Origin of the sequence: Lysobacter soli (assembly GCF_003382285.1) — a bacterium.
Classification (GTDB): domain Bacteria; phylum Pseudomonadota; class Gammaproteobacteria; order Xanthomonadales; family Xanthomonadaceae; genus Lysobacter_J; species Lysobacter_J soli.
Genome location: NZ_QTJR01000001.1, coordinates 700,314 through 719,448 on the forward strand (window position 1 = coordinate 700,314; position 19,135 = coordinate 719,448).

19 protein-coding genes are annotated in these 19,135 nt (G+C 68.8%); 10 read left to right on the plus strand and 9 right to left on the minus strand.

Annotated elements, in window-relative coordinates; all coding sequences use genetic code 11:
• Positions 1-67: 67 nt before the first annotated feature.
• From DX912_RS03015 to hutU, 3 genes are all read right to left on the minus strand, one after another.
• Entirely contained in the window at positions 68-748 is a 681-nt protein-coding gene (locus DX912_RS03015) for a GNAT family N-acetyltransferase (protein WP_115840942.1), read from the minus strand.
• 1 nt (position 749) lies between these two features.
• Positions 750-2,183 (minus strand): MATE family efflux transporter, encoded by a 1,434-nt coding sequence (locus DX912_RS03020; RefSeq protein ID WP_115840943.1) that lies wholly within the window; start codon positions 2,181-2,183, stop codon positions 750-752.
• A 173-nt stretch (positions 2,184-2,356) separates the two neighbouring features.
• Complete coding sequence (gene hutU, locus DX912_RS03025) at positions 2,357-4,021, minus strand: urocanate hydratase (protein ID WP_115840944.1); 1,665 nt, start codon at positions 4,019-4,021, stop codon at positions 2,357-2,359.
• Between the two features lie 160 nt (positions 4,022-4,181).
• On the opposite strand from hutU, the gene DX912_RS03030 reads away from it, so the two are divergent.
• Complete coding sequence (locus tag DX912_RS03030; protein ID WP_115840945.1) at positions 4,182-4,778, plus strand: TetR/AcrR family transcriptional regulator; 597 nt, start codon at positions 4,182-4,184, stop codon at positions 4,776-4,778.
• Positions 4,779-4,791: 13 nt separating this feature from the next.
• On the opposite strand, the gene DX912_RS03035 is transcribed toward DX912_RS03030, so the two are convergent.
• From DX912_RS03035 to DX912_RS03045, 3 genes are all read right to left on the minus strand, one after another.
• Positions 4,792-5,259 (minus strand): hypothetical protein, encoded by a 468-nt coding sequence (locus DX912_RS03035; protein WP_147298546.1) that lies wholly within the window; start codon positions 5,257-5,259, stop codon positions 4,792-4,794.
• 13 nt (positions 5,260-5,272) lie between these two features.
• Positions 5,273-5,653, minus strand: coding sequence for a hypothetical protein (locus DX912_RS03040; protein ID WP_147298547.1), 381 nt, complete (start codon positions 5,651-5,653; stop codon positions 5,273-5,275).
• A gap of 98 nt (positions 5,654-5,751) precedes the next feature.
• Positions 5,752-6,315, minus strand: coding sequence for a YybH family protein (locus DX912_RS03045; protein WP_233433443.1), 564 nt, complete (start codon positions 6,313-6,315; stop codon positions 5,752-5,754).
• A 116-nt stretch (positions 6,316-6,431) separates the two neighbouring features.
• Between DX912_RS03045 and DX912_RS03050 the strand changes: the two genes are divergently transcribed.
• From DX912_RS03050 to DX912_RS03060, 3 genes are all read left to right on the plus strand, one after another.
• Positions 6,432-7,694 carry an alkaline phosphatase family protein gene (locus DX912_RS03050; protein ID WP_115840948.1) on the plus strand — a complete coding sequence of 421 codons (1,263 nt, stop codon included), beginning with the start codon at positions 6,432-6,434 and terminating at the stop codon, positions 7,692-7,694.
• A gap of 99 nt (positions 7,695-7,793) precedes the next feature.
• Positions 7,794-9,377 carry a DNA-3-methyladenine glycosylase 2 family protein gene (locus DX912_RS03055; RefSeq protein WP_115840949.1) on the plus strand — a complete coding sequence of 528 codons (1,584 nt, stop codon included), beginning with the start codon at positions 7,794-7,796 and terminating at the stop codon, positions 9,375-9,377.
• Positions 9,374-9,874 carry a methylated-DNA--[protein]-cysteine S-methyltransferase gene (locus DX912_RS03060; RefSeq protein WP_115841053.1) on the plus strand — a complete coding sequence of 167 codons (501 nt, stop codon included), beginning with the start codon at positions 9,374-9,376 and terminating at the stop codon, positions 9,872-9,874. The genes DX912_RS03055 and DX912_RS03060 overlap by 4 nt, the downstream gene beginning before the upstream one ends.
• A gap of 13 nt (positions 9,875-9,887) precedes the next feature.
• On the opposite strand, the gene DX912_RS03065 is transcribed toward DX912_RS03060, so the two are convergent.
• On the minus strand, positions 9,888-11,237 hold the full coding sequence (locus tag DX912_RS03065; protein ID WP_115840950.1) for a formimidoylglutamate deiminase: 1,350 nt from the start codon (positions 11,235-11,237) through the stop codon (positions 9,888-9,890).
• Positions 11,238-11,313: 76 nt separating this feature from the next.
• Here DX912_RS03065 and hutI point away from each other — a divergent pair, with 76 nt between their 5' ends.
• Together hutI and DX912_RS03075 are read left to right on the plus strand one after the other, a co-directional pair.
• Positions 11,314-12,540: an imidazolonepropionase gene (gene hutI, locus DX912_RS03070; protein WP_115840951.1), complete on the plus strand. Its 1,227-nt coding sequence runs from the start codon at positions 11,314-11,316 to the stop codon at positions 12,538-12,540.
• A 32-nt stretch (positions 12,541-12,572) separates the two neighbouring features.
• Positions 12,573-13,772 carry a dipeptidase gene (locus tag DX912_RS03075; protein WP_115840952.1) on the plus strand — a complete coding sequence of 400 codons (1,200 nt, stop codon included), beginning with the start codon at positions 12,573-12,575 and terminating at the stop codon, positions 13,770-13,772.
• Positions 13,773-13,863: 91 nt separating this feature from the next.
• On the opposite strand, the gene DX912_RS03080 is transcribed toward DX912_RS03075, so the two are convergent.
• The gene (locus DX912_RS03080; RefSeq protein ID WP_115840953.1) at positions 13,864-14,055 is read right to left on the minus strand and encodes a 30S ribosomal protein THX; all 192 of its coding nucleotides are present in this window, start codon (positions 14,053-14,055) and stop codon (positions 13,864-13,866) included.
• A gap of 235 nt (positions 14,056-14,290) precedes the next feature.
• Positions 14,291-14,701 carry a MerC domain-containing protein gene (locus DX912_RS03085; protein ID WP_115840954.1) on the minus strand — a complete coding sequence of 137 codons (411 nt, stop codon included), beginning with the start codon at positions 14,699-14,701 and terminating at the stop codon, positions 14,291-14,293.
• Positions 14,702-14,780: 79 nt separating this feature from the next.
• On the opposite strand from DX912_RS03085, the gene DX912_RS03090 reads away from it, so the two are divergent.
• From DX912_RS03090 to DX912_RS03105, 4 genes are all read left to right on the plus strand, one after another.
• Positions 14,781-16,949 carry a TonB-dependent receptor gene (locus DX912_RS03090; protein ID WP_115840955.1) on the plus strand — a complete coding sequence of 723 codons (2,169 nt, stop codon included), beginning with the start codon at positions 14,781-14,783 and terminating at the stop codon, positions 16,947-16,949.
• An 87-nt stretch (positions 16,950-17,036) separates the two neighbouring features.
• Positions 17,037-17,474, plus strand: a complete 438-nt coding sequence (locus tag DX912_RS03095; protein WP_115840956.1) for a MarR family winged helix-turn-helix transcriptional regulator — start codon at positions 17,037-17,039, stop codon at positions 17,472-17,474.
• Positions 17,471-18,742 carry an MFS transporter gene (locus DX912_RS03100; protein WP_115840957.1) on the plus strand — a complete coding sequence of 424 codons (1,272 nt, stop codon included), beginning with the start codon at positions 17,471-17,473 and terminating at the stop codon, positions 18,740-18,742. Before DX912_RS03095 ends, DX912_RS03100 begins: the two co-directional genes overlap by 4 nt.
• Positions 18,739-19,098, plus strand: a complete 360-nt coding sequence (locus DX912_RS03105; protein ID WP_115840958.1) for a cupin domain-containing protein — start codon at positions 18,739-18,741, stop codon at positions 19,096-19,098. Before DX912_RS03100 ends, DX912_RS03105 begins: the two co-directional genes overlap by 4 nt.
• Positions 19,099-19,135: the final 37 nt, after the last annotated feature.

Genomic DNA, 19,135 nt, shown 5'->3' on the forward strand with positions numbered 1-19,135 from the left:
CACGGCCTCGGACTTCGACCGTGCCACGATGCTGCAATTTAGTGACAGCCCGGTGACAGCGCCGCCTTCAACCCGTCCGGTGCAGCGAGAAGAACGGAATGTCGCGACGCACCGTGTAGCCGCTGCGCAGGTACAGGTCCTTCGCCCGCGCGTTCTCGTTCGCCACGTGCAGGTACGGCGTGCGGCCTTGCGCGAGCACGTCGTTGCTCAGCATCCCCAGCAGGTGGCGGGCGTAGCCGCGTCCGAGGAAATCCGGATGCGTGCACACCGCGCTGATTTCCTGCCACTCGTCCATGCCCATGCGCTCGCCGATGATCGCGGCCAGGCGCCCGTCCTGATAGATGCCGAAATAACGGCCCAGCTGCATTGTGTGCGGCCGGAAGTAATGCGGATACACCAGCGCGGTGAGCGCGAGCACGTCCTCGCGGTGCGCTTCGTCGAGCTGGATGATCTCCGGCCCGTCCGTTTCTTCCACCGGCTGCGTGCACACCATCTGCGCGAGCATCGCGAGCTTCCTGCCTTCGAAACCCGGCGGCACCTGCGGCATGCGATCGAGCAGCAGCGTCGTCTCGCCGGGCTCGATCAGCGCGGCCAATCCGTCGGCGACGTCCACGCCTTCGGACGGCACGCCGAGGAACGGCGCGATCTGCGCCGGATACCGCGCCACGTCGCCGCGTGCGAGCGCGATGTCGCGATGCCGGCTTTGCAGCGCTTCCCAGATGGGGTTGTCGAGTACGTGTCCAGTCATCTCACACCTTCATCGTCTTCCACTTGCCGCGCGAGAACAGCCACAGCGTGAACAGGCCCACCGACGTTTCGGAGACGAACACCGCCCAGAACACGCCCAGTTCCTGCCACCCCATCGATACCGCCAGCACGTACGCCAGCGGGATCTGGATCAGCCAGAAGAACACCACGTTGATCTTCGTCGGCGTCATCGTGTCGCCCGCGCCATTGAACGCCTGCACCGACACCATCCACCAGCCGTAGACGAAGTACGAATACGACAGGATCTGCAGCCATTGGCCGCCGACGTCGATCACCTTCGCGTCATTGGTGAACAGCGCGATCAGATCGTGGTGGAAGAAGAAGAACACCACCGAGATGGCCATCGTGAAGGCCATGTTGTACCAGCCGATGTGCCACACCGCCGCCTCGGCGCGTTCGGGTTGCTGCGCGCCGAGGTTCTGCCCGACCAGCGTCGCCGCCGCGTTCGACATGCCCCACGCCGGCATCAGCGTGAACATCATGATGCGGATGGCGATCGTCGCGCCGGCCACGGCTTCGCTGCCGATGCTGGACAGGATGCGCATCAGGAAGATCCACGAGGTCATCGACACGATCATCTGCCCGATGCCGCCGAGCGAGGTGCGCACGATGTTCCACAACACTGCGCCGTGCACGGCCAGCTGCGACCACGCCACTCGGATGTGCTTTCCGCCATGGAACAGCACGTACAGCTGCAGCGCGACGCCCGCGCCGCGGCCGATGTTGGTCGCGATCGCCGCGCCTTCGATGCCCAACGCCGGCACCGGCCCGAAGCCGAAGATCAGCAACGGGCAGAGCACGATGTTCAATCCATTGGCCAGCCACAGCACGCGCATCGCGATGGCCGCATCGCCGGCGCCGCGAAAGATCGCGTTGATCACGAACAGCAGCATGATGATCGCGTTTCCGCCGAGCATCCATTGCGTGTAGCGGTAACCGTGCTCGATGCTCCACGCATCGGCGCCCATCAGGCGCAGCAGGTCCTTCGCCCACACGATGCCGATGACCGCGAAAGGCACCGACACCAGCAGCGCGATGAAGATCGCCTGCACCGCGCTGATGGCCGCGTCCTCGCGCCGGTTCTCGCCGATGCGCCGCGCGACGACGGCCGTGACCGACATCGCCAGGCCCATCGCGATGGAATAGATCAGGAACAGATAGGTTTCCGTCAGTCCGACGGTGGCCACGGCCGACGGCCCGAGCTTGGCGACGAACCAGATGTCGACCACGGCGAAGGTCGATTCGAGCACCAGTTCCAGCACCATCGGCACCGCGAGCAGGAACACCGCCCGGCGCAAGGGGATCTTCGTGTAGTCGGCGTTGGTGCCGCGAATGGCGTCGCGGAGTTCGGACCAGAGGGAATGCGATGCGTCGGCGCCGGCCTGCGCCACGGGGGATTGCGGTTCGGTGCTCATCAGGGCGTCCGTTCGCTGTTTGCGGAAGATACTAAACGACGAACGGGGGCTTCCCGGATCGACATCCACTCGCGTGACGCGAAGCTCGTTTCGGCACATCCGTTGGGTCGCGGCCAAAAGCGAAACGGCCCGGTTTCCCGGGCCGTCTGGAGCTTCGAGCGAAGAGCCGTCGATCACACCATCGGCAGCTTCAGCCCCTGCTCCTTCGCGCACTGCTTCGCGATGTCGTAGCCCGCGTCGGCATGGCGCATGACGCCGGTGCCGGGGTCGTTCCACAACACGCGCGCGATGCGCCTGTCGGCTTCCTCGCTGCCGTCGCACACGATCACCACGCCCGAGTGCTGCGAGTAGCCCATGCCGACGCCGCCGCCGTGATGCAGCGACACCCACGTCGCGCCGCCGGCGACGTTGAGCATCGCGTTGAGCAGCGGCCAGTCGGAAACCGCGTCGGAACCGTCGCGCATCGCTTCGGTTTCGCGATTCGGCGAGGCGACGCTGCCGCTGTCGAGGTGATCGCGGCCGATCACGACCGGCGCCTTCAGTTCGCCATTGCGCACCATCTCGTTGAACGCCAGGCCCAGTTTGTGGCGCAGGCCCAGCCCGACCCAGCAGATGCGCGCGGGCAGTCCCTGGAAGCTGATGCGCTCGCGCGCCATGTCGAGCCAGCGGTGCAGGTGCGCGTCGTCCGGGATGAGTTCCTTCACCTTCGCGTCGGTCTTGTAGATGTCCTCCGGATCGCCGCTCAGCGCGACCCAGCGGAACGGGCCGACGCCGCGGCAGAACAGCGGGCGCACGTAGGCCGGCACGAAGCCCGGGAAGTCGAACGCGTTCTGGCAACCTTCGTCCTTCGCCATCTGGCGGATGTTGTTGCCGTAGTCGAACACGGGGATGCCCATGTCCTCGAAGGCGAGCATCGCCTCCACGTGCACGCGCATCGACTTCTTCGCCGCGTCGCGCACGCGCGCCGGGTCTTCGGACTGCATGCGCTGCCACTGCTCCACGTTCCAGCCGATCGGCAGGTAACCGTGCACCGGATCGTGCGCGGAGGTCTGGTCGGTCACCGCATCCGGGCGCACGCCGCGACGCACCAGTTCGGGCAGGATTTCCGCGGCGTTGCCGAGCAGCGCGATCGACTTCGCCTCGCCGGCCTGCGTGTACTTCTCGATGCGCGCGAGGGCGTCGTCGAGGTCTTTCGCCTGTTCGTCGACGTAGCGCGTGCGCAGGCGCATGTCGATGCGGCTCTGCTGGCATTCGATGTTGAGCGAGCACGCGCCCGCGAGCGACGCAGCCAGCGGCTGCGCGCCGCCCATGCCGCCCAGGCCCGCGGTGAGGATCCACTTGCCGGTGAGGCTGCCGCCGTAGTGCTGCCGGCCCATCTCGACGAAGGTCTCGTACGTGCCCTGCACGATGCCCTGCGAGCCGATGTAGATCCACGAACCGGCCGTCATCTGGCCGTACATCATCAGGCCCTTTTTATCGAGCTCGTTGAAGTGCTCCCACGTCGCCCAGTGCGGCACGAGGTTGGAGTTGGCCAGCAGCACGCGCGGCGCATCGGCGTGCGTGGGGAAGATGCCGACGGGCTTGCCGGACTGCACCAGCAGCGTTTCGTTGTCGTCCAGTTCGCGCAGCGACTTCAGGATCGCGTCGAAGCTTTCCCAATCGCGCGCGGCGCGGCCGATGCCGCCGTAGACGACCAGTTCGGTCGGGCTTTCGGCCACTTCGGCGTCGAGGTTGTTCTGGATCATCCGGTACGCGGCTTCGGTGAGCCACGACTTGCAGCTTTTCTCGGCGCCGCGCGGGGCACGGATGACGCGGGAAGGATCTTTGCGGGTCGACATCGGAAAGACTCCGTCGGCTGGGCGCCGCGATTGCGACGCGCGAAACAGGCATCGGGAATTATCGCGCTGCCCCGCGCGGGCGGACGCGTCGCCGACGCCGTCGCGGCGCCGGTTGGTGCGATTTCGCGCCCGCGGCGCGTCATTTGTATACGCTGTACACATGAGCCGCACCGAACCCCGCACGAACCGCACCGCCGACCGCATCCTGCGCGCGGCGCGGACGCTGTTCGAACGCGAGGGCGCGGCCGGCGTGAGCATGCGGCGCGTCGCGGCGGCGGTCGGCCTCACGCCGATGGCGATCTACCGGCATTTCCCCAATCGCGAGGCGTTGCTCAAGCGCATCGGCGACGACAGCTTCGATGCCATCGCCCGCCACTGGGACGCGCGCGGTCGCGGCGGCGACGTGCTCGAACGCCTGATCGCGGTGCAGCGCATCTACCTCGATTACGCCCTCGCTCATCCGCATCTGTTCGACCACGCGTTCTCGACCGCGCGTACCGATGCACGCCGATTTCCCGAGGATTTCCGCGCGCGCCGTTCGCCCACGCTCAACGTCGTGGCCGACGCGGTGGAGGATGCGATGCGCGCCGGCGTGCTGCGCGAGGACGACGTGTGGGACGTGGCGGTGACGCTGTGGGCGCACACGCACGGCCTGATCGCGCTGTATCGCGCGGGCCGGTTCAATTTCGACGAAGCCGCGTTCCGGCGCTACTACGACGCGTCGCTGCAGCGGTTGTTGCGGGGGTTGCTGGCCTAGCGGCGCGGCTGACCTAGCGGCGTGGCTCGATCGCCGGCTTCACTTCGTTCACTGGCGGAGGTGGCGGAAGGTCGATCGTTTCCAGGCGATGCACCTGCGCTTCCTTGCCGGCGCGCCAGGCTTCATGCGTCGCGCGGCGCGCTTCGAAATCCTGGCGAAGGCGTTCGGATTCGGCAGGCGTGGTGGCCGCGGCACGGCGTGCGTCGGTACGCGCGCGGTCGGCGTCCATCAGCCGGTCCTGCTGGTCGACCTGGCTGCGCAGCGTGTCGGCGGAAACGCGACGACTCGACGCGTCGAGCTGGCGATTGAGCGTCTGCAGCGAGTTGTCGCGCGAGGTGTCCACCCCGCGCGGCAACGACGGCTGCGACGCAGGCGAGATCGGCGCCACGCGCGGCGGCGGCGCCAGCGTGTTGGGCTGCTGCGCGAACGCCAGCGCCGGCTGCAAGGCCAGCGCCAGCGCGACGGGCCACATGCGCGTCACGACCTTCACCCGATCAGCGCACCGACGGGTCGAGTCGACGCAGCGCGTCGGCGAGGTCGGTCTGGCCGGTACGGTCGATCTGCTCGCGGCTGTAGCTGCGGCCCGGGCCGATGCACAGCGCCTTGCCGGTCTTCGGATCGCGCGGGCGGATGTTGGTGCCGGTGTCCTTGACGCATCCGACGTTCGAGGTGCGCTTCGCGTTTGCGGCATCGGTATTGGCCGCGACCTGCGCATCGGCGGCCACCGCCGCGTCCGCCTGCGTGGAAGCGACCTGCACCTGCACCTGCGCCTGCGCATCGGTCGTCGCCGTCTGCGCAAACGCGCCGAAGGACATGCCGAACACGACAACTGCGAACGCGGTAGCGAGACTGCGATTGCGATTGCGGGAATCCATGGCGTCACCTGGCGTGGGACGGCAACGTTGCCGTACCGCCACCATACGCCCCGGCGCTTTACCCGGCCGTGAGCGCAGCCGCCGCCTTCAGGCGGTCGTCAGGCTTGTGGACACGTGGCCTGCCGACCCTCTCGGAAGGCCGTGGCTTCGGCCTCCGTGGCCGGCCGCGGGTCGACGCCGTCGTCGAACAGCACCCGCCAGGTGCCGTCCGCCCCGCGGTGCCAGACCGAGTGAAACGCGCCGATCCGGTAACGCTGGGTCGATTTCGGGTCCAGGTCCTCGAACAGCGACGGCCCACTCGACCAGGCCACGTCCTTCGCGCTGCCCGGGCCGATCGTCGTCCGCGTCGGGTACCAGCTGAGCTTCAACCGCTTGCCCTCGACGATGCCGGCCCAGCGCCGGGCGATCTCCTCGCGACCGCGCGTCGGTTGCGGCTGGCTGGCGCCGAAGGCCGCGTCCGTATCGATGTGCGAGGCGAAGGCCTTCGCGTCGTGGTCGGCCACCGACTGCGCGAAGCTGAGCTCCCGTGCCCAGACCTCGCATTCGGCCGACGTCATGCGCGCCGGCTCCGGTTTCGGTGTCGCTTTCGGCGGGCTCTGCGCGTCCGCGACGGCGGAGATCCCCAGCAGGACAACGGCAGACAGACTCACGGCGATACGCATCACGGCGGCTCCGATGCCGGCGGGCGCCGCCGGGTGTGTGGCCACTATTGGCAAGGCTCCGCGATGCCGCCAGCGACTAAAGTCATGCCGCAACACACGCTCGTTATGATCGGCCGATGCCCCACTTTCGCCTCGCGGCACTTGCCGCCTGCCTCGTCCTGTCCGCCTGCAGCGCCCGCGCGCCCCGCCCCGCCGAACCGGCGGCCCGGACCGTGGTGCTGGTGTCCATCGATGCGTTCCGCGCCGATTACCTGTCCAACGACGCGACGCCCCATCTCGCCCGCATCGCCCGCGAAGGCACGCATGCGGCGTGGATGAACCCGTCGTACCCCTCGCTCACGTTCCCGAACCACTACACGCTCGCGACGGGGCTTCGTCCCGACCACCACGGCGTGATCCACAACCGCATGAGCGATTCCGGCATCGGCGACTTCGCCGTCGCCGACCGCAAGGCCGTGGACGATACGCGCTGGTGGGGCGGCGAACCGATCTGGGTCACCGCCGAAAAGCAGGGCGTGCGCAGCGCGAGCTGGGCATGGCCCGGCAGTAGCGCCGCGATCGGCGGCGTGCGTCCCAGCCGCTGGGTCGCCTACGACGAATCCGTGCCGCCCGCGCGCCGCATCGACGATGTGCTGTCCTGGCTGGACGCGCCGCAGGCGCAACGCCCGCGTCTGGTGGCGGTGTATTTCGAACAGCTCGACAAGGCGGGCCACGACCACGGCCCGGAATCGCCGCAGGTGCGCAGCACGCTGCGCGAACTCGACGCGGTGATCGGCCGCCTGCACGACGGGCTTGCCGCGCGCGGCATGCTGGATTCGACCGACCTGATCGTCGTATCGGACCACGGCATGGCGACGGTTCCGCCGAACCACACCATCAGCGTGGAGCAGATGATCGCGCCGTCGATCGCGACCGTGGTCTCCGACGGCCAGTCCATCGGCGTGCAACCGTTGCCCGGCTTCGAGCGCGAAGCCGAAACCCGCCTGCTCGGCCCGCATGCGCAGTACGACTGCTATCGGCGCGAGGATCTCCCGGCGCGCTGGCACTACGGCACCAACCCGCGCGTGCCGCCGATCGTGTGCCAGATGCACGAAGGCTGGGACGCGCTGTATCCGAAGAAACTGGCGACCAAGCCGAACGTCACGCGCGGCTCGCACGGGTTCGATCCCGCGCTGCCGTCGATGCGGGCGCTCTTCGTCGCGCGCGGCCCGTCGTTCGTGCCGGGCGCGACGCTGCCGGCGTTCGACAACGTCGACGTGTACCCGCTGCTGGCGCGGCTGCTCGGCATCGACGCCGCGCCGAACGACGGCGACATCGCGCCCCTGCTGCCGGCGCTGCGCGAGCCTGCTTCGATCGGGAACGCTGCGCCGGAGCACTGATCGCGCTCGTTCGTGCGGCCGGAGCGGCTCTCGGAAGCGCTCCACGTTCATGTCCGAATCCGGCCAGTCCTCGCGATCGCGCGGTGCTAGCCTGCGGCCATGTCCGAGCCCGCCCACGTCCACGCCGACACCCTGCCCGCCTTCCACGTGTGCGAACAGGCCCGTCGCACGCGCGATCCGCGCTTCGACGGCCTGTTCTTCACGGCGGTGCTCAGCACGCGCATCTATTGCCGCCCGGTGTGCCCGGCGGTGACGGCCAGGCGCGTGGTGTATTTCCGCCACGCCGCGGCGGCCGAAGCGGCGGGTTACCGGCCGTGCCTGCGCTGCCGGCCGGAGCTGTCGCCGGACGACGGCAGCTGGCGGCGCGGCGACGCGGCCATCGCGCGCGCGTTGAAGCTGATCGACGACGGCGCGCTGGCCGAGCAACCGCTGGCTGCGCTGGCCGAGCGCGTCGGCATCGGCGAACGCCAGCTGCGCCGCCTCTTCGTCGAACGCGTGGGCGTCGCGCCGATGGGCGTGCACGGCACGCGCCGGTTGCTGTTCGCCAAGCAGCTGCTGACCGAAACCGACCTGCCGATCACGCAGATCGCGCTCGCCTCGGGCTTCACCAGTCTTCGCCGTTTCAACGATGCATTCCGCACGGCGTATCGCATGGCGCCGCGCGATCTTCGCAAGGGTCGAAGCGAGGCGCGCGAGGCCGGCGACGTGCTCACGCTGCGACTGGGCTATCGCCCGCCGTACGACTTCGCGGCGATGCTCGATTTCCTGCGCGGCCGCGCCCTGCCCGGCGTCGAGTTCGTCGACGATGAAAGCTACGCGCGCGTGATCGGCCCCGTCGATCGCCCCGGCTGGTTGCGCGTCAGCGCATGGCCTAACGGCGGGAACGCAGGCGCGCATGCGCTTAAGCTCGAACTGCACGGCGCCGCCTCGTCGAACCTGCTGGACATCGTGCAGCGCCTGCGCCGCATGTTCGACCTGGACGCCGATCCGCAGGCGATTGCCGACACGTTGTCGAAAGACGCGCGCTTCAAGCCCCTGCTCGCGCAACGCCCGGGCCTGCGCCTGCCCAGCGGATGGGACGGCTTCGAGATCGCGGTGCGCGCGATCATCGGCCAGCAGGTCAGCGTCGCCGCTGCACGCACCCTCGCCTCGCGCCTCGCGCAGAAGTACGGACAGCCGCTGCCGCAGCCGTTCGCGGACGCGCGGGTCGCGGACGCGCTCGCGCATCTGTTTCCGACGCCTGAAAAACTCGTCGATGCGGACCTGGAATCCATCGGTCTGATCCGCTCGCGTGCGCAGACCGTACGTGGGGTCGCGCAGGCGCTGCTCGACGGCCGCGTCGATTTTCGGCCGGAACGCACGCTGGACGACTTCGTGTCGCGCTGGGTCGCGTTGCCCGGCATCGGGCCGTGGACGGCGCAGTACATCGCGCTGCGCGCGCTCGGGCATCCCGATGCGTTTCCCGTCGAAGATCTCGTGCTGCAGAAAGCGCTTCCCGCCGACGGCACGCGCATGGCGCCGAAAGCGCTCGCCGCGCGTGCCGAAGCATGGCGGCCGTGGCGCGGCTACGCGGTGATCCACCTGTGGCGCGATTCGGTGCCGGCGCCCGTCGCAAAGGCCGCGAAGCCGACGCGCTCCAGGCGCGGAATCGCGCGCACAACCGGCGCGGACGCCACCGCATGATCCGTTACGCCACCGTGCCCAGCCCCGTCGGGCCGCTGCTCATCGCCGCGAGCGACGACGGGCTGCACCTGATCGAATTCCAGAACCCGCGCCACCCCATGTCGCGGTGCGATGCGTGGGAAGCGCGCGAGTGCGAGTTCATCCGCATGACGGCGGCGCAGCTGGGCGAGTATTTCGACGGCGGACGACGCGACTTCGATCTTCCGCTCGCACCGCGCGGTACGGAGTTCCAGCTCGGTGTGTGGCACACGCTGGCGTCGATTCCGTACGGCGAGACGATCAGCTACGCGCAACTGGCGCAACGTGTCGGCAAGCCATCGGCGATGCGTGCGGTCGGCGCGGCGAACGGCCGCAATCCGCTACCCATCGTGTTGCCCTGCCATCGCGTGATCGGCAGCGACGGCAGCCTGACCGGCTTCGGCGGCGGCCTGCCGACGAAGGAATTCCTGCTGCGGATGGAAGGCGCGTTGCCGGCCGCGGTGGATCTGTTCGGCTGAGAATGACTGTGCGCTATTCGCGCATCAGCGCGACCATCGCCTCGCGATAACGCTGCGAGATCGCGGTGCGTTGCAGATGGTGGCCGTTCTCCACCACGCGCCGCCCGCCGACGTACACGTCGCGCACCAGCGGCCGGTTCCCGCTGAAGATCCAGCGATCGATCGCATCGTCTTGCGTCAGGCCGAACAGCGCCGGCGCATCCGTGTCGAGCACCACGGCATCGGCGTATTCGCCTGTCGCGAACGTGCCGATCGCGTGCCCGCTGGAGAAACGCGCGCTCTGCGAAACGTCGTGCAGCAGCGTTTCGCCGACGCTCGGCGAGTGCGGCCGCACGGCGATGTTGCGATGGCGCGTGAACAACCGCTGGCCGTATTCGAGCCAGCGCAGTTCCTCCACCGGCGACACGGAGATGTGCGAATCCGAACCGATGCCCCATCGACCGCCGGCATCGAGGTATTCGCGCAGCGGGAACAGGCCGTCGCCGAGGTTGGCTTCGGTCGTCGGACAGATCGCCACCGTCGCGCCGCTGCGCGCGATGCCCTGCGATTCAGCCGGCGTGAGGTGCGTGGCGTGCACCAGCGTCCAGCGCGCGTCGACATTCGCGTTGTCGAGCAGCCATTCCACCGGGCGCGCGTTGCGCAGCGCGAGGCTGTCCTGCACTTCGCCGACCTGCTCGGCGATGTGGATGTGCACCGGCATCGACGGCGGCAGCGCATCGAGCACGGCCCGCATCGCGTCCGGCGGCACGGCGCGCAGGCTGTGCAGCGCGCAGCCGACGTGCAGCATCGGATCGGCGTCCTCGCAGAGCGTGTCGATCAGGCGCAGGTAGGCATCGACGTCGTGGCCGAAGCGGCGCTGGCGTTCGCCCAGCGCGCGTCCGTCGAAACCGCCGGTCATGTACAGCACCGGTAGCAGCGTGAGGCGGATGCCGGCATCGCGCGCGGCGGCTATCAGCGCGCGCGACATCGCCGCCGGATCGTCGTACGGGCGGCCATCGGGCGCGTGGTGCAGGTAATGGAACTCGCACACCGTCGTGAAGCCGGCTTCGAGCATCTCCGCGTAGAGCTGCGTTGCCACCGCCCGCAGCAGGTCGGGCGTGAAGCGCGCGGCGAAGCGGTACATGGTTTCGCGCCAGGTCCAGAAGGAGTCCGACGGGTTGGTCTGGCGTTCCGCCAGCCCGGCCATGGCGCGCTGGAACGCATGCGAATGCAGGTTCGCCACGCCGGGCACGATCCAGCTGGCGCTGGCGGTCGGCTCGGCAACCGCCCGCGCGCGGATGCGCCCATGGTCGTCGATGTCGAAGCCGGCGTCGGAATGCCAGCCGTCGGGAGTCCAGAGCATCTCGGCGTCGAGGGTCTTCATGCCGGCATTGTCGCCCGCATGGACGGTCGTGGCGATGGCCCCGCAGGGACCGGACAGGCCGCTAGAATCGACCCCCATGACCTCCAACGCGCATACGGCCTGGGACGGACTGATCCTCGGCGCTTCGCTCGCCACGCTCGATGCGCCCGCCGGTTACGCGGACATCCTCGACGGCGCGCTGGCGTGGAAGGACGGAGCGCTGGCCTACGTCGGTCCACGCTCGGGCCTGCCCGACGCGCCCCAGCGCCTGGCGCGCGAAGTGATCGAGGCCAAGGGCTGGATCACGCCCGGCCTGGTCGACTGCCACACGCACCTGGTCTTCGCCGGCGATCGCGCGCGCGAGTTCGAGCTGCGCCTGCTCGGCGCGAGCTACGAGGACATCGCGCGTTCCGGCGGCGGCATCCTGTCGACCGTGCGCGCCACGCGCGCCGCGGACGAAGGCGAACTGCTGCGCCAGTCGCTGCCGCGCGCGCATGCGCTGATCAGCGACGGTGCGACCACGGTGGAGATCAAGTCCGGCTACGGGCTGGACTTCGACAACGAACGCAAGATGCTGCGCGTCGCGCGCCGGCTGGAACAGCTCGGCATCGGCGTGCGCACGACCTACCTCGCCGCGCACGCGCTGCCGCCGGAATACGCCGGCCGCGCCGACGACTACATCGACGCGGCGATCGAATGGTTGCCGAAGCTGCACGCCGAGGGGCTCGTCGATGCGGTCGACGCGTTCTGCGAAGGCATCGGCTTCACGCCGGAGCAGACGCGACGGATGTTCGAAGCCGCGCGTGCGCTCGGCCTTCCGGTGAAGCTGCACGCCGACCAGCTCAGCGACCTGGGTGGCGGCGCGCTCGCGGCGGCGTTCGACGGACTCTCAGCCGACCATGTCGAACACACCAGCGAGGACAGCGTGCGCGCGATGGCGCAGGCCGGCACCGTCGCGGTGCTGTTGCCGGGCGCTTTCCACGTGCTGCGCGAAACCGCGTTGCCGCCGCTGGAGGCGTTCCGCGCGCACGGCGTGCCGATGGCCGTGGCGACCGACTGCAATCCCGGCACGTCGCCGCTGCAATCGCTGCGCCATGCGATGCAGCTGGCGTGCACGCATTTCCGGCTCTCGCCCGAAGAGGCGCTGCGCGGCGCGACGGTGAACGCCGCACGCGCACTGGGCCTGCACGATCGCGGCGTGCTGCGCGTGGGCGCCCGCGCCGACTTCGTGCTGTGGAACATCCAGCATCCGGCCGAACTGTGTTACTGGCTGGGCGGTCGCCTCGCGCAGTCCGTGCACGCCGGCGGCCATCGCGTTACCTGATCCGATTCGACGAATACAACCGGGGAGAAAACATGCGCTTGCGTTACGCCGTTCTGGGCCTGTCGCTGTCGATGGCCGCCACCTCCGCATCCGCCGCGACCGACGCGGCGCGCAAACTCGCGCAGGACGCGATCGTCGTAGACACGCATATCGACGCGCCCAGCGAACTGCTGTCGCACTGGGACGACCTGGGTGTGTCCGCGCCGACGAAGGAGTTCGACTACCCGCGCGCGCGCGAAGGCGGCCTGGGCGTGGCGTTCATGTCGATCTACACCTCGCCCGAAGAGGACGCCGCCGGCACCGCGTGGCAGACGGCGAACACGCAGATCGACGCGGTCGAAGCGATGGTCGGCCGCCATCCGGACAAGTTCGCGATCCTGCGTTCGCCCGGCGACGTCGAGAAGCTGCGCAAGGGCGGCCGCGTGCTGCTGACGCCGGGCATGGAAAACGGCGCGCCGATCGGCGACGACCTGTCGAAGCTCGCGGGTTTCCACGCGCGCGGCGTGCGCTACATCACCCTCGCCCACAGCGCGAACAACCGCATCGCCGATTCGTCCTACGCGCAGAAGAAGAAGTGGGGCGGCCTGAGCCCGTTCGGCGAGCAGGTCGTCGCCGAAATGAACCGTCTGGGCATCATGGTCGACGTGTCGCATATTTCCGACGACGCCATCCGCGACGTGCTGCGCATCACCGACGTGCCGGTGATCGCCAGCCATTCGGGCATGCGCCATTTCACGCCGGGCTTCGAACGCAACATCAGCGACGAGCTGGCGCTGGCGGTGGCGAAGGAAGGCGGCGTGGTGCAGCTGGTGTTCGGCACGGGCTTCGTCAGCGCGAAGGCCGCGTCCGACATGCAGGCCTACTTCGCCGCGGAGGCCGCGCTCGAGGAGGAGAACGCGAAGCTCGCCGCCGCCGGCAAGCCGCAGAAGTCCAAGGACGAATTCGAGAAGGCGTGGAAGGACGCGCATCCGGTGCCGGTGGTGCACATCGACGCGGTGCTGGACCAGATCGACTACGCGGTAAAGCTGCTCGGCGTGGACCACGTCGGCATCGGGTCGGACTTCGATGGCGTGAGCGGCAACCTCCCGGTGGGGCTGCGCTCGGTCGCCGACTATCCGAACCTGGTCGAAGGCCTGCAGAAGCGGGGCCATTCGGACGCGGACATCCGCAAGATCCTGGGCGGCAACCTGCTGCGCGTCTGGGGCGAAGTGGAGAAGGCGGCCAGGCGCTGATCGCCCTTCTCATTTCGCAGAAAAACAAAAGCCCCGCCAAGGCGGGGCTTTCTGCTTTCGGACCCGAGGTCCGGAGCGGGCGCCGGGGCGCTTACTCCTTGGAAGCGGCCTTCTTCACCGCGACCTTCTTGGCGGCCGGGGCCTTGGCCACGGTCTTGGTCGCCTTCTTCGCGACCGGGGCAGCGGCAGTGCCGGCGGCCTTGGTCGTGGCCTTGCTGCGGGCGTTGCCGTAGCTGGAGTTGTAACGCTTGCCCTTGGCAGTCTTGCGGTCGCCCTTGCCCATGATGTGCTCCTGAAACTGTTCAGATCCGCACCGGGGTGCGGGGTTACGTAGATCGCGTTCGCGCGAGGTCGCGAAGTCTAGCACGGGCGCCGGGCCCTCTAGCCTTCTGGGCTCAAGCCCCCTTGGTAAGGGGGCGCCCGGCAGGGCGGAGATCGGAAGAGCGGATCGCCTCTGGCCCGCGAACTTGCGCAGCAAGTTTCGGGATCGATCGGATGCGCAGCATCCGATCGACGCGCTAATGCGCGCAGGAGGCGTCGTGCACGTGCAGATGGTTCAGCCGCAGGTTCGCCAGGTGCGCCAGGCCGACGAGCGTGCCGCCGAAGGTCATCGCGAGCGCATGCGGGATCACGCTCTGGTGCAGCGGCTGGTACAGCACGCCGAACCACAGGATGGCCAGGCCCGGAACCATCAGCGAAAGCGCCTGCACGGCGTGGTGGCGCCGGTAGCCCCGGGCCACGCTGAACAACCCGAGCGCGGTGGCGAACAACACGAAGCCCTCTTCGAAGCCCGAGCCCAGCCACGCGGCGACGCCCAGCGACGGCAGCACGGCGATCACCAGCGGAAGCAGCGCGCAGTGGATCGCGCACAGCAACGAGCCGGTGGCACCGATGCGATCGAGCAGGCTGCGGGGACGAATGGGGGGCATGACTTTCGGGAGGGTGGTCGATGCGACTTCGTTATAATATAACATTACGCAACTTCAGCCACCTACTTTACCCCCACCGATGTCAAAGCGCCTGCTGAATCGCCGCCTCCCGCTCGTCCTCGCCCTCGCCGCGGCCCTCCCCCTGGCCGCGCAGGCCGACGACCAGGGCCATGACCACCAGCCCAAGGACTTGAGCGGCGTCGAAGTGAAGGCGACCCCGCTGGTCGGCACCGCCGAGGACCTTGTCCGTCCGGTCGACGTCCTCGCCGGCGAGAAGCTCGATCGGGTCAAGTCGAACTCCCTGGGCGAGACCGTTGGGAAACTTCCCGGCGTGCAGTCGTCCTACTTCGGTCCCGGCGTCGGTCGGCCGATCGTCCGTGGTTTCGACGGCGCGCGCGTGCAGGTCCTGAGCGACGGCTTGGGTTCGGGCGACGTCTCCACCGTCAGCGTCGACCATGCGGTCAGCATCGAGCCGTTCCTGGCCGACCAGATCGAGGTGCTCAAGGGCCCGGCCACCCTGCTCTACGGCAGCGGCGCGATCGGCGGCGCGGTGAACGTCATCGACGGCCGCATCCCCGAAGCGGTCACCGACGAACCCCTGCAGGGCCGCGCCGAACTGCGCGGCAACACCGTCAACGACGAGCGCACCGGCATGTTCCGCATGGACGGCACGTCCGCGTCGGGCAACTTCGTCTTCCACGCCGACGCGCTGCATCGCGAGACCGGCGACTACGACATCCCCGGCTATTCCGAAAGCCGTCGCCTGATGGAAGAGGAAGGCGAAACGCCGGATCCGGCCACCAAAGGCACGCTGCCCAACAGCTTCGTTCGCACCGACAGCGGCGCACTGGGCGTGAGCTGGATCGGCGATCGCGGCTTCCTCGGCGTGGGCGCGAGCCTGTTCGACACGCGCTACGGCGTGCCCGCCGGCGCCCACGAGCACGGCGACGACCACGCGCATGAAGGCGAAGAGGAAGAAGCGCACGAAGAAGAAGGCCCCGTCACCATCGGCATGACGCAGCATCGCTACGAGGTGCGCGGCGGGCTCGACGATTTCGGCGCGTTCAAGTCGCTGCGTGCGAAGGTCGCGCGCACCGAATACACGCACACCGAATACGAGGGTGAGGAAACCGGCACCGTCTTCGACAACACCAGCACCGAGGCGCGCGTGGAACTCGTGCACAAGCCGCTGTTCGGCTGGGATGGCGCGGTCGGCGTGCAGTGGGGCAAGCGCGATTTCGAGGCGATCGGCGAGGAGGCCTTCGTGCCGGCGTCGAAGGGCAATGACGCCGGCCTGTTCTGGCTGGGGCAGCGCGACTTCGGCCCGGTGAAGACCGAAGTCGGCGCGCGCGTGGATCGCAACAAGATCGACGTCAACGAAGCCGAAGCGATTGGTCCCGATCGCGATTTCCACACCACCAGCCTGTCGGCGGCGTTCAAGTGGGACATCAACGAGGCCTACCACCTCTCCTTCGGCCTGGACCGCGCGCAGCGCGCGCCGACGGCGGAAGAGCTGTATTCCAACGGCGTGCACGTGGCGACCAGCAGCGTCGAACTCGGCTCGCCGCTGATGGACGAGGAAACCGCCAATCGTGCGGAAATCGGCCTGCACTGGCACGGCGGTCCGTTCAAGGCGAGCGCATCGATCTACCACGTGAAATACGACGACTTCATCTACCTGGCCGACACCGGCGTGGTCGAGGACGGAAATCCCGTGCGCCTGTGGACGCAGGACGACGCGCGCTTCAACGGCGCCGAGGCGGAAGTGAACTGGAACTTTGCCGACAACGACAGCGGCCTGTGGAACCTGCGCGTGTTCGGCGACATGGTGCGCGCCGAACTCACCGGCAGCGGTACGCGCGAAGTCGCCTTCGCGGTGCCGCATGGCGATCACTCGCACGACTACACGGCAGAACTCGCGCGCGGCGGCAACCTGCCGCGCATCGCGCCGCACCGCGTCGGTGGCGAAGTGAGCTGGGAACTCGGCAACTGGCGCGCCTCGCTCGGTGCGACGCGGTACGCGAAGCAGGACGATGTCGCCACGTACGAAACCCCGACTCCGGGCTACACGCTCGTCGACGGGCACGTCGCATGGCACCAGGACACGGCCCACGGCAACGCGTGGGAAGTGTTCCTCGACGGCAGCAACCTGCTGGACGAAGAAGCCCGGGTGCACACGTCCTTCCTAAAGGACGTCGCACCGCTGCCGGGCCGCGGCGTGGCCTTCGGGGTGCGCGCGTTCTTCTGACACGCTGAATCGGGCTCCGGCCAACCGGAAAGCGCCGCCTCACCCGCGGCGCTTTTCTTTTCCTGAAATAGGTGTATATACACGCTTATGCCCGACACCGCCCTCCCCGCCAGCCTTTGCACCTGCTTCCGGTTGCGCAAGCTTTCGCGCCTGGTCACGCAGCGCTACGACCGCGAACTCGCCGCGTCCGGCCTTAATCTCAACCAGTATTCGATCCTGCGTCGCGCCGCGCGCACGCCGCAGACGGTGGGGGCCCTGGCGCGCGAAATAGGCATGGACCGCACGACGCTCAGCCGCGACCTCAAGCCCCTCGCCGCCGCGGGCTGGATCGAACTGGCCAGCAGCGAAGACGACGCGCGCGCGAAGCTCGTGCGCGTCAAACCCGCGGGCAGGCGCGTGCTCGCACGCGCGCAGCCGCTGTGGCGCAAGGCGCAGGACGAGATCGACGCGCGTCTGGGCGCCGCCGGCGTGAATGCGCTGCACACCCACCTCGATCGCGCAATGGCGCGGATGGAACTGGAATGACCACCCCGCTTTCCGCCGACGCGCCCCATCCCGCGACGCGCTACTGGCCGCTGGTGCTCGCCGCCACGGCGATGCTGATGATCACCATGGGCGTCCGGCAGTCGATGGGCCTGTTCGTCGCGCCGATCGGCCAGAGCACCGGCCTCACCGTCGCGCAGATCAGCTTCGCGCTGGCGATCGGGCAGTTCGTCTGGGGCGCCGTGCAGCCGGTGTTCGGCGCGATTGCCGACCAGCGCGGGCCCGGACGCGTGCTCGTCTTCGGCGGACTGCTGCTCGCGGCCGGCATGGCGCTGGCGCCGGCGCTCGCGTCCGAATGGGGCGTGCTGCTGACGCTCGGCGTGCTGAGCGCGGCGGGCGCCGGCGCGGGCAGTTTCTCGATCCTCATCGGCGCCACCGCGCAGCACATGCCGGCCGAAAAGCGCTCGATGGCCGCGGGCGTGATCAACGCGGGCGGATCGTTCGGCCAGTTCCTGTTCGCTCCGCTGGTGCAGGCGGTGATCAGCGTCGCCGGATGGGGCGTGGCGATGTTCACCCTCGCCGCCTCTGCGCTGGCGACACTGCCGCTCGCCTGGCCGCTGCGTCGACGCGCGGCGGCCACCCCGCAGACGGCTACGAATGCGACGCCGACAAGCACGGCACCCGGTATCGGCCTGCGCGAGCAACTGAGCATCGCCGTGCGCGATCGCAGCTACTGGATGCTGCACCTGGGCTTTTTCACCTGCGGGGTGCACATCGCGTTCCTCGTGACGCACCTGCCGGGCGAGATCGCGCTGTGCGGCTTGCCTGCGAGCGTGTCGGCCGTGTCGCTGGCGCTGATCGGCCTGTTCAACGTCGCCGGCAGCCTGGGCGCCGGCTGGCTCGGGCAGCGCTTCCGCATGAAGTACCTGCTTGCGGCGATGTACGCGAGCCGCGCGGTGCTGATCGCGATCTACCTCATCTCGCCGCCCACGCCGCTGACGTTCTTCCTGTTCTCCGCAGCGCTGGGCCTGACCTGGCTCGCGACGGTGCCGCCGACGGCTGGTCTTGTCGGCAAACTCTTCGGGCCGCGCTATCTCGGCACGCTGTTCGGCCTCACCCTGCTCTCGCACCAGCTCGGCGGCTTCTTTGGCGCGTGGGTCGGCGGCCTGGTGCTGGAGCGCTTCGGCGACTACAGCTGGATGTGGTACGCCGACATGGCGCTGGCGCTCATCGCCGCCGCCGCCAACCTTCCCATCCGCGAATCCGCGCCGACGCCGGTTCGCGCACGACCGCAGGCGCAGCCGACATGACGACGCACGTTCCGATCAACCTGGCCGCGAAACTCGCCACGTTCGACGAGCACTGGCAGCCGCGCACGGTGGCCACCTTCAACGGCCACGACATCATGGTGGTGAAGGTGAAGGGCGAATTCGTGTGGCATTCGCACGCCGACAGCGACGACCTGTTCCTCGTGCTGCACGGGCGCATCCGCATCGAACTGCGCGACGGCGCGGTCGAACTCGGCCCGGGCGAGCTGTTCGTCGTTCCGCGCGGCGTGGAGCATCGCCCGGTGGCGATCGACGAGGCGCACCTGATGCTGATCGAGCCCACCGGAACGCCGAACACCGGCGATGAAGCGACGGCGGCCCAGCGTCGGGTGATCTGAGCGGCGCGCCGCTTATCACTCGCGAATATCTGAAGCA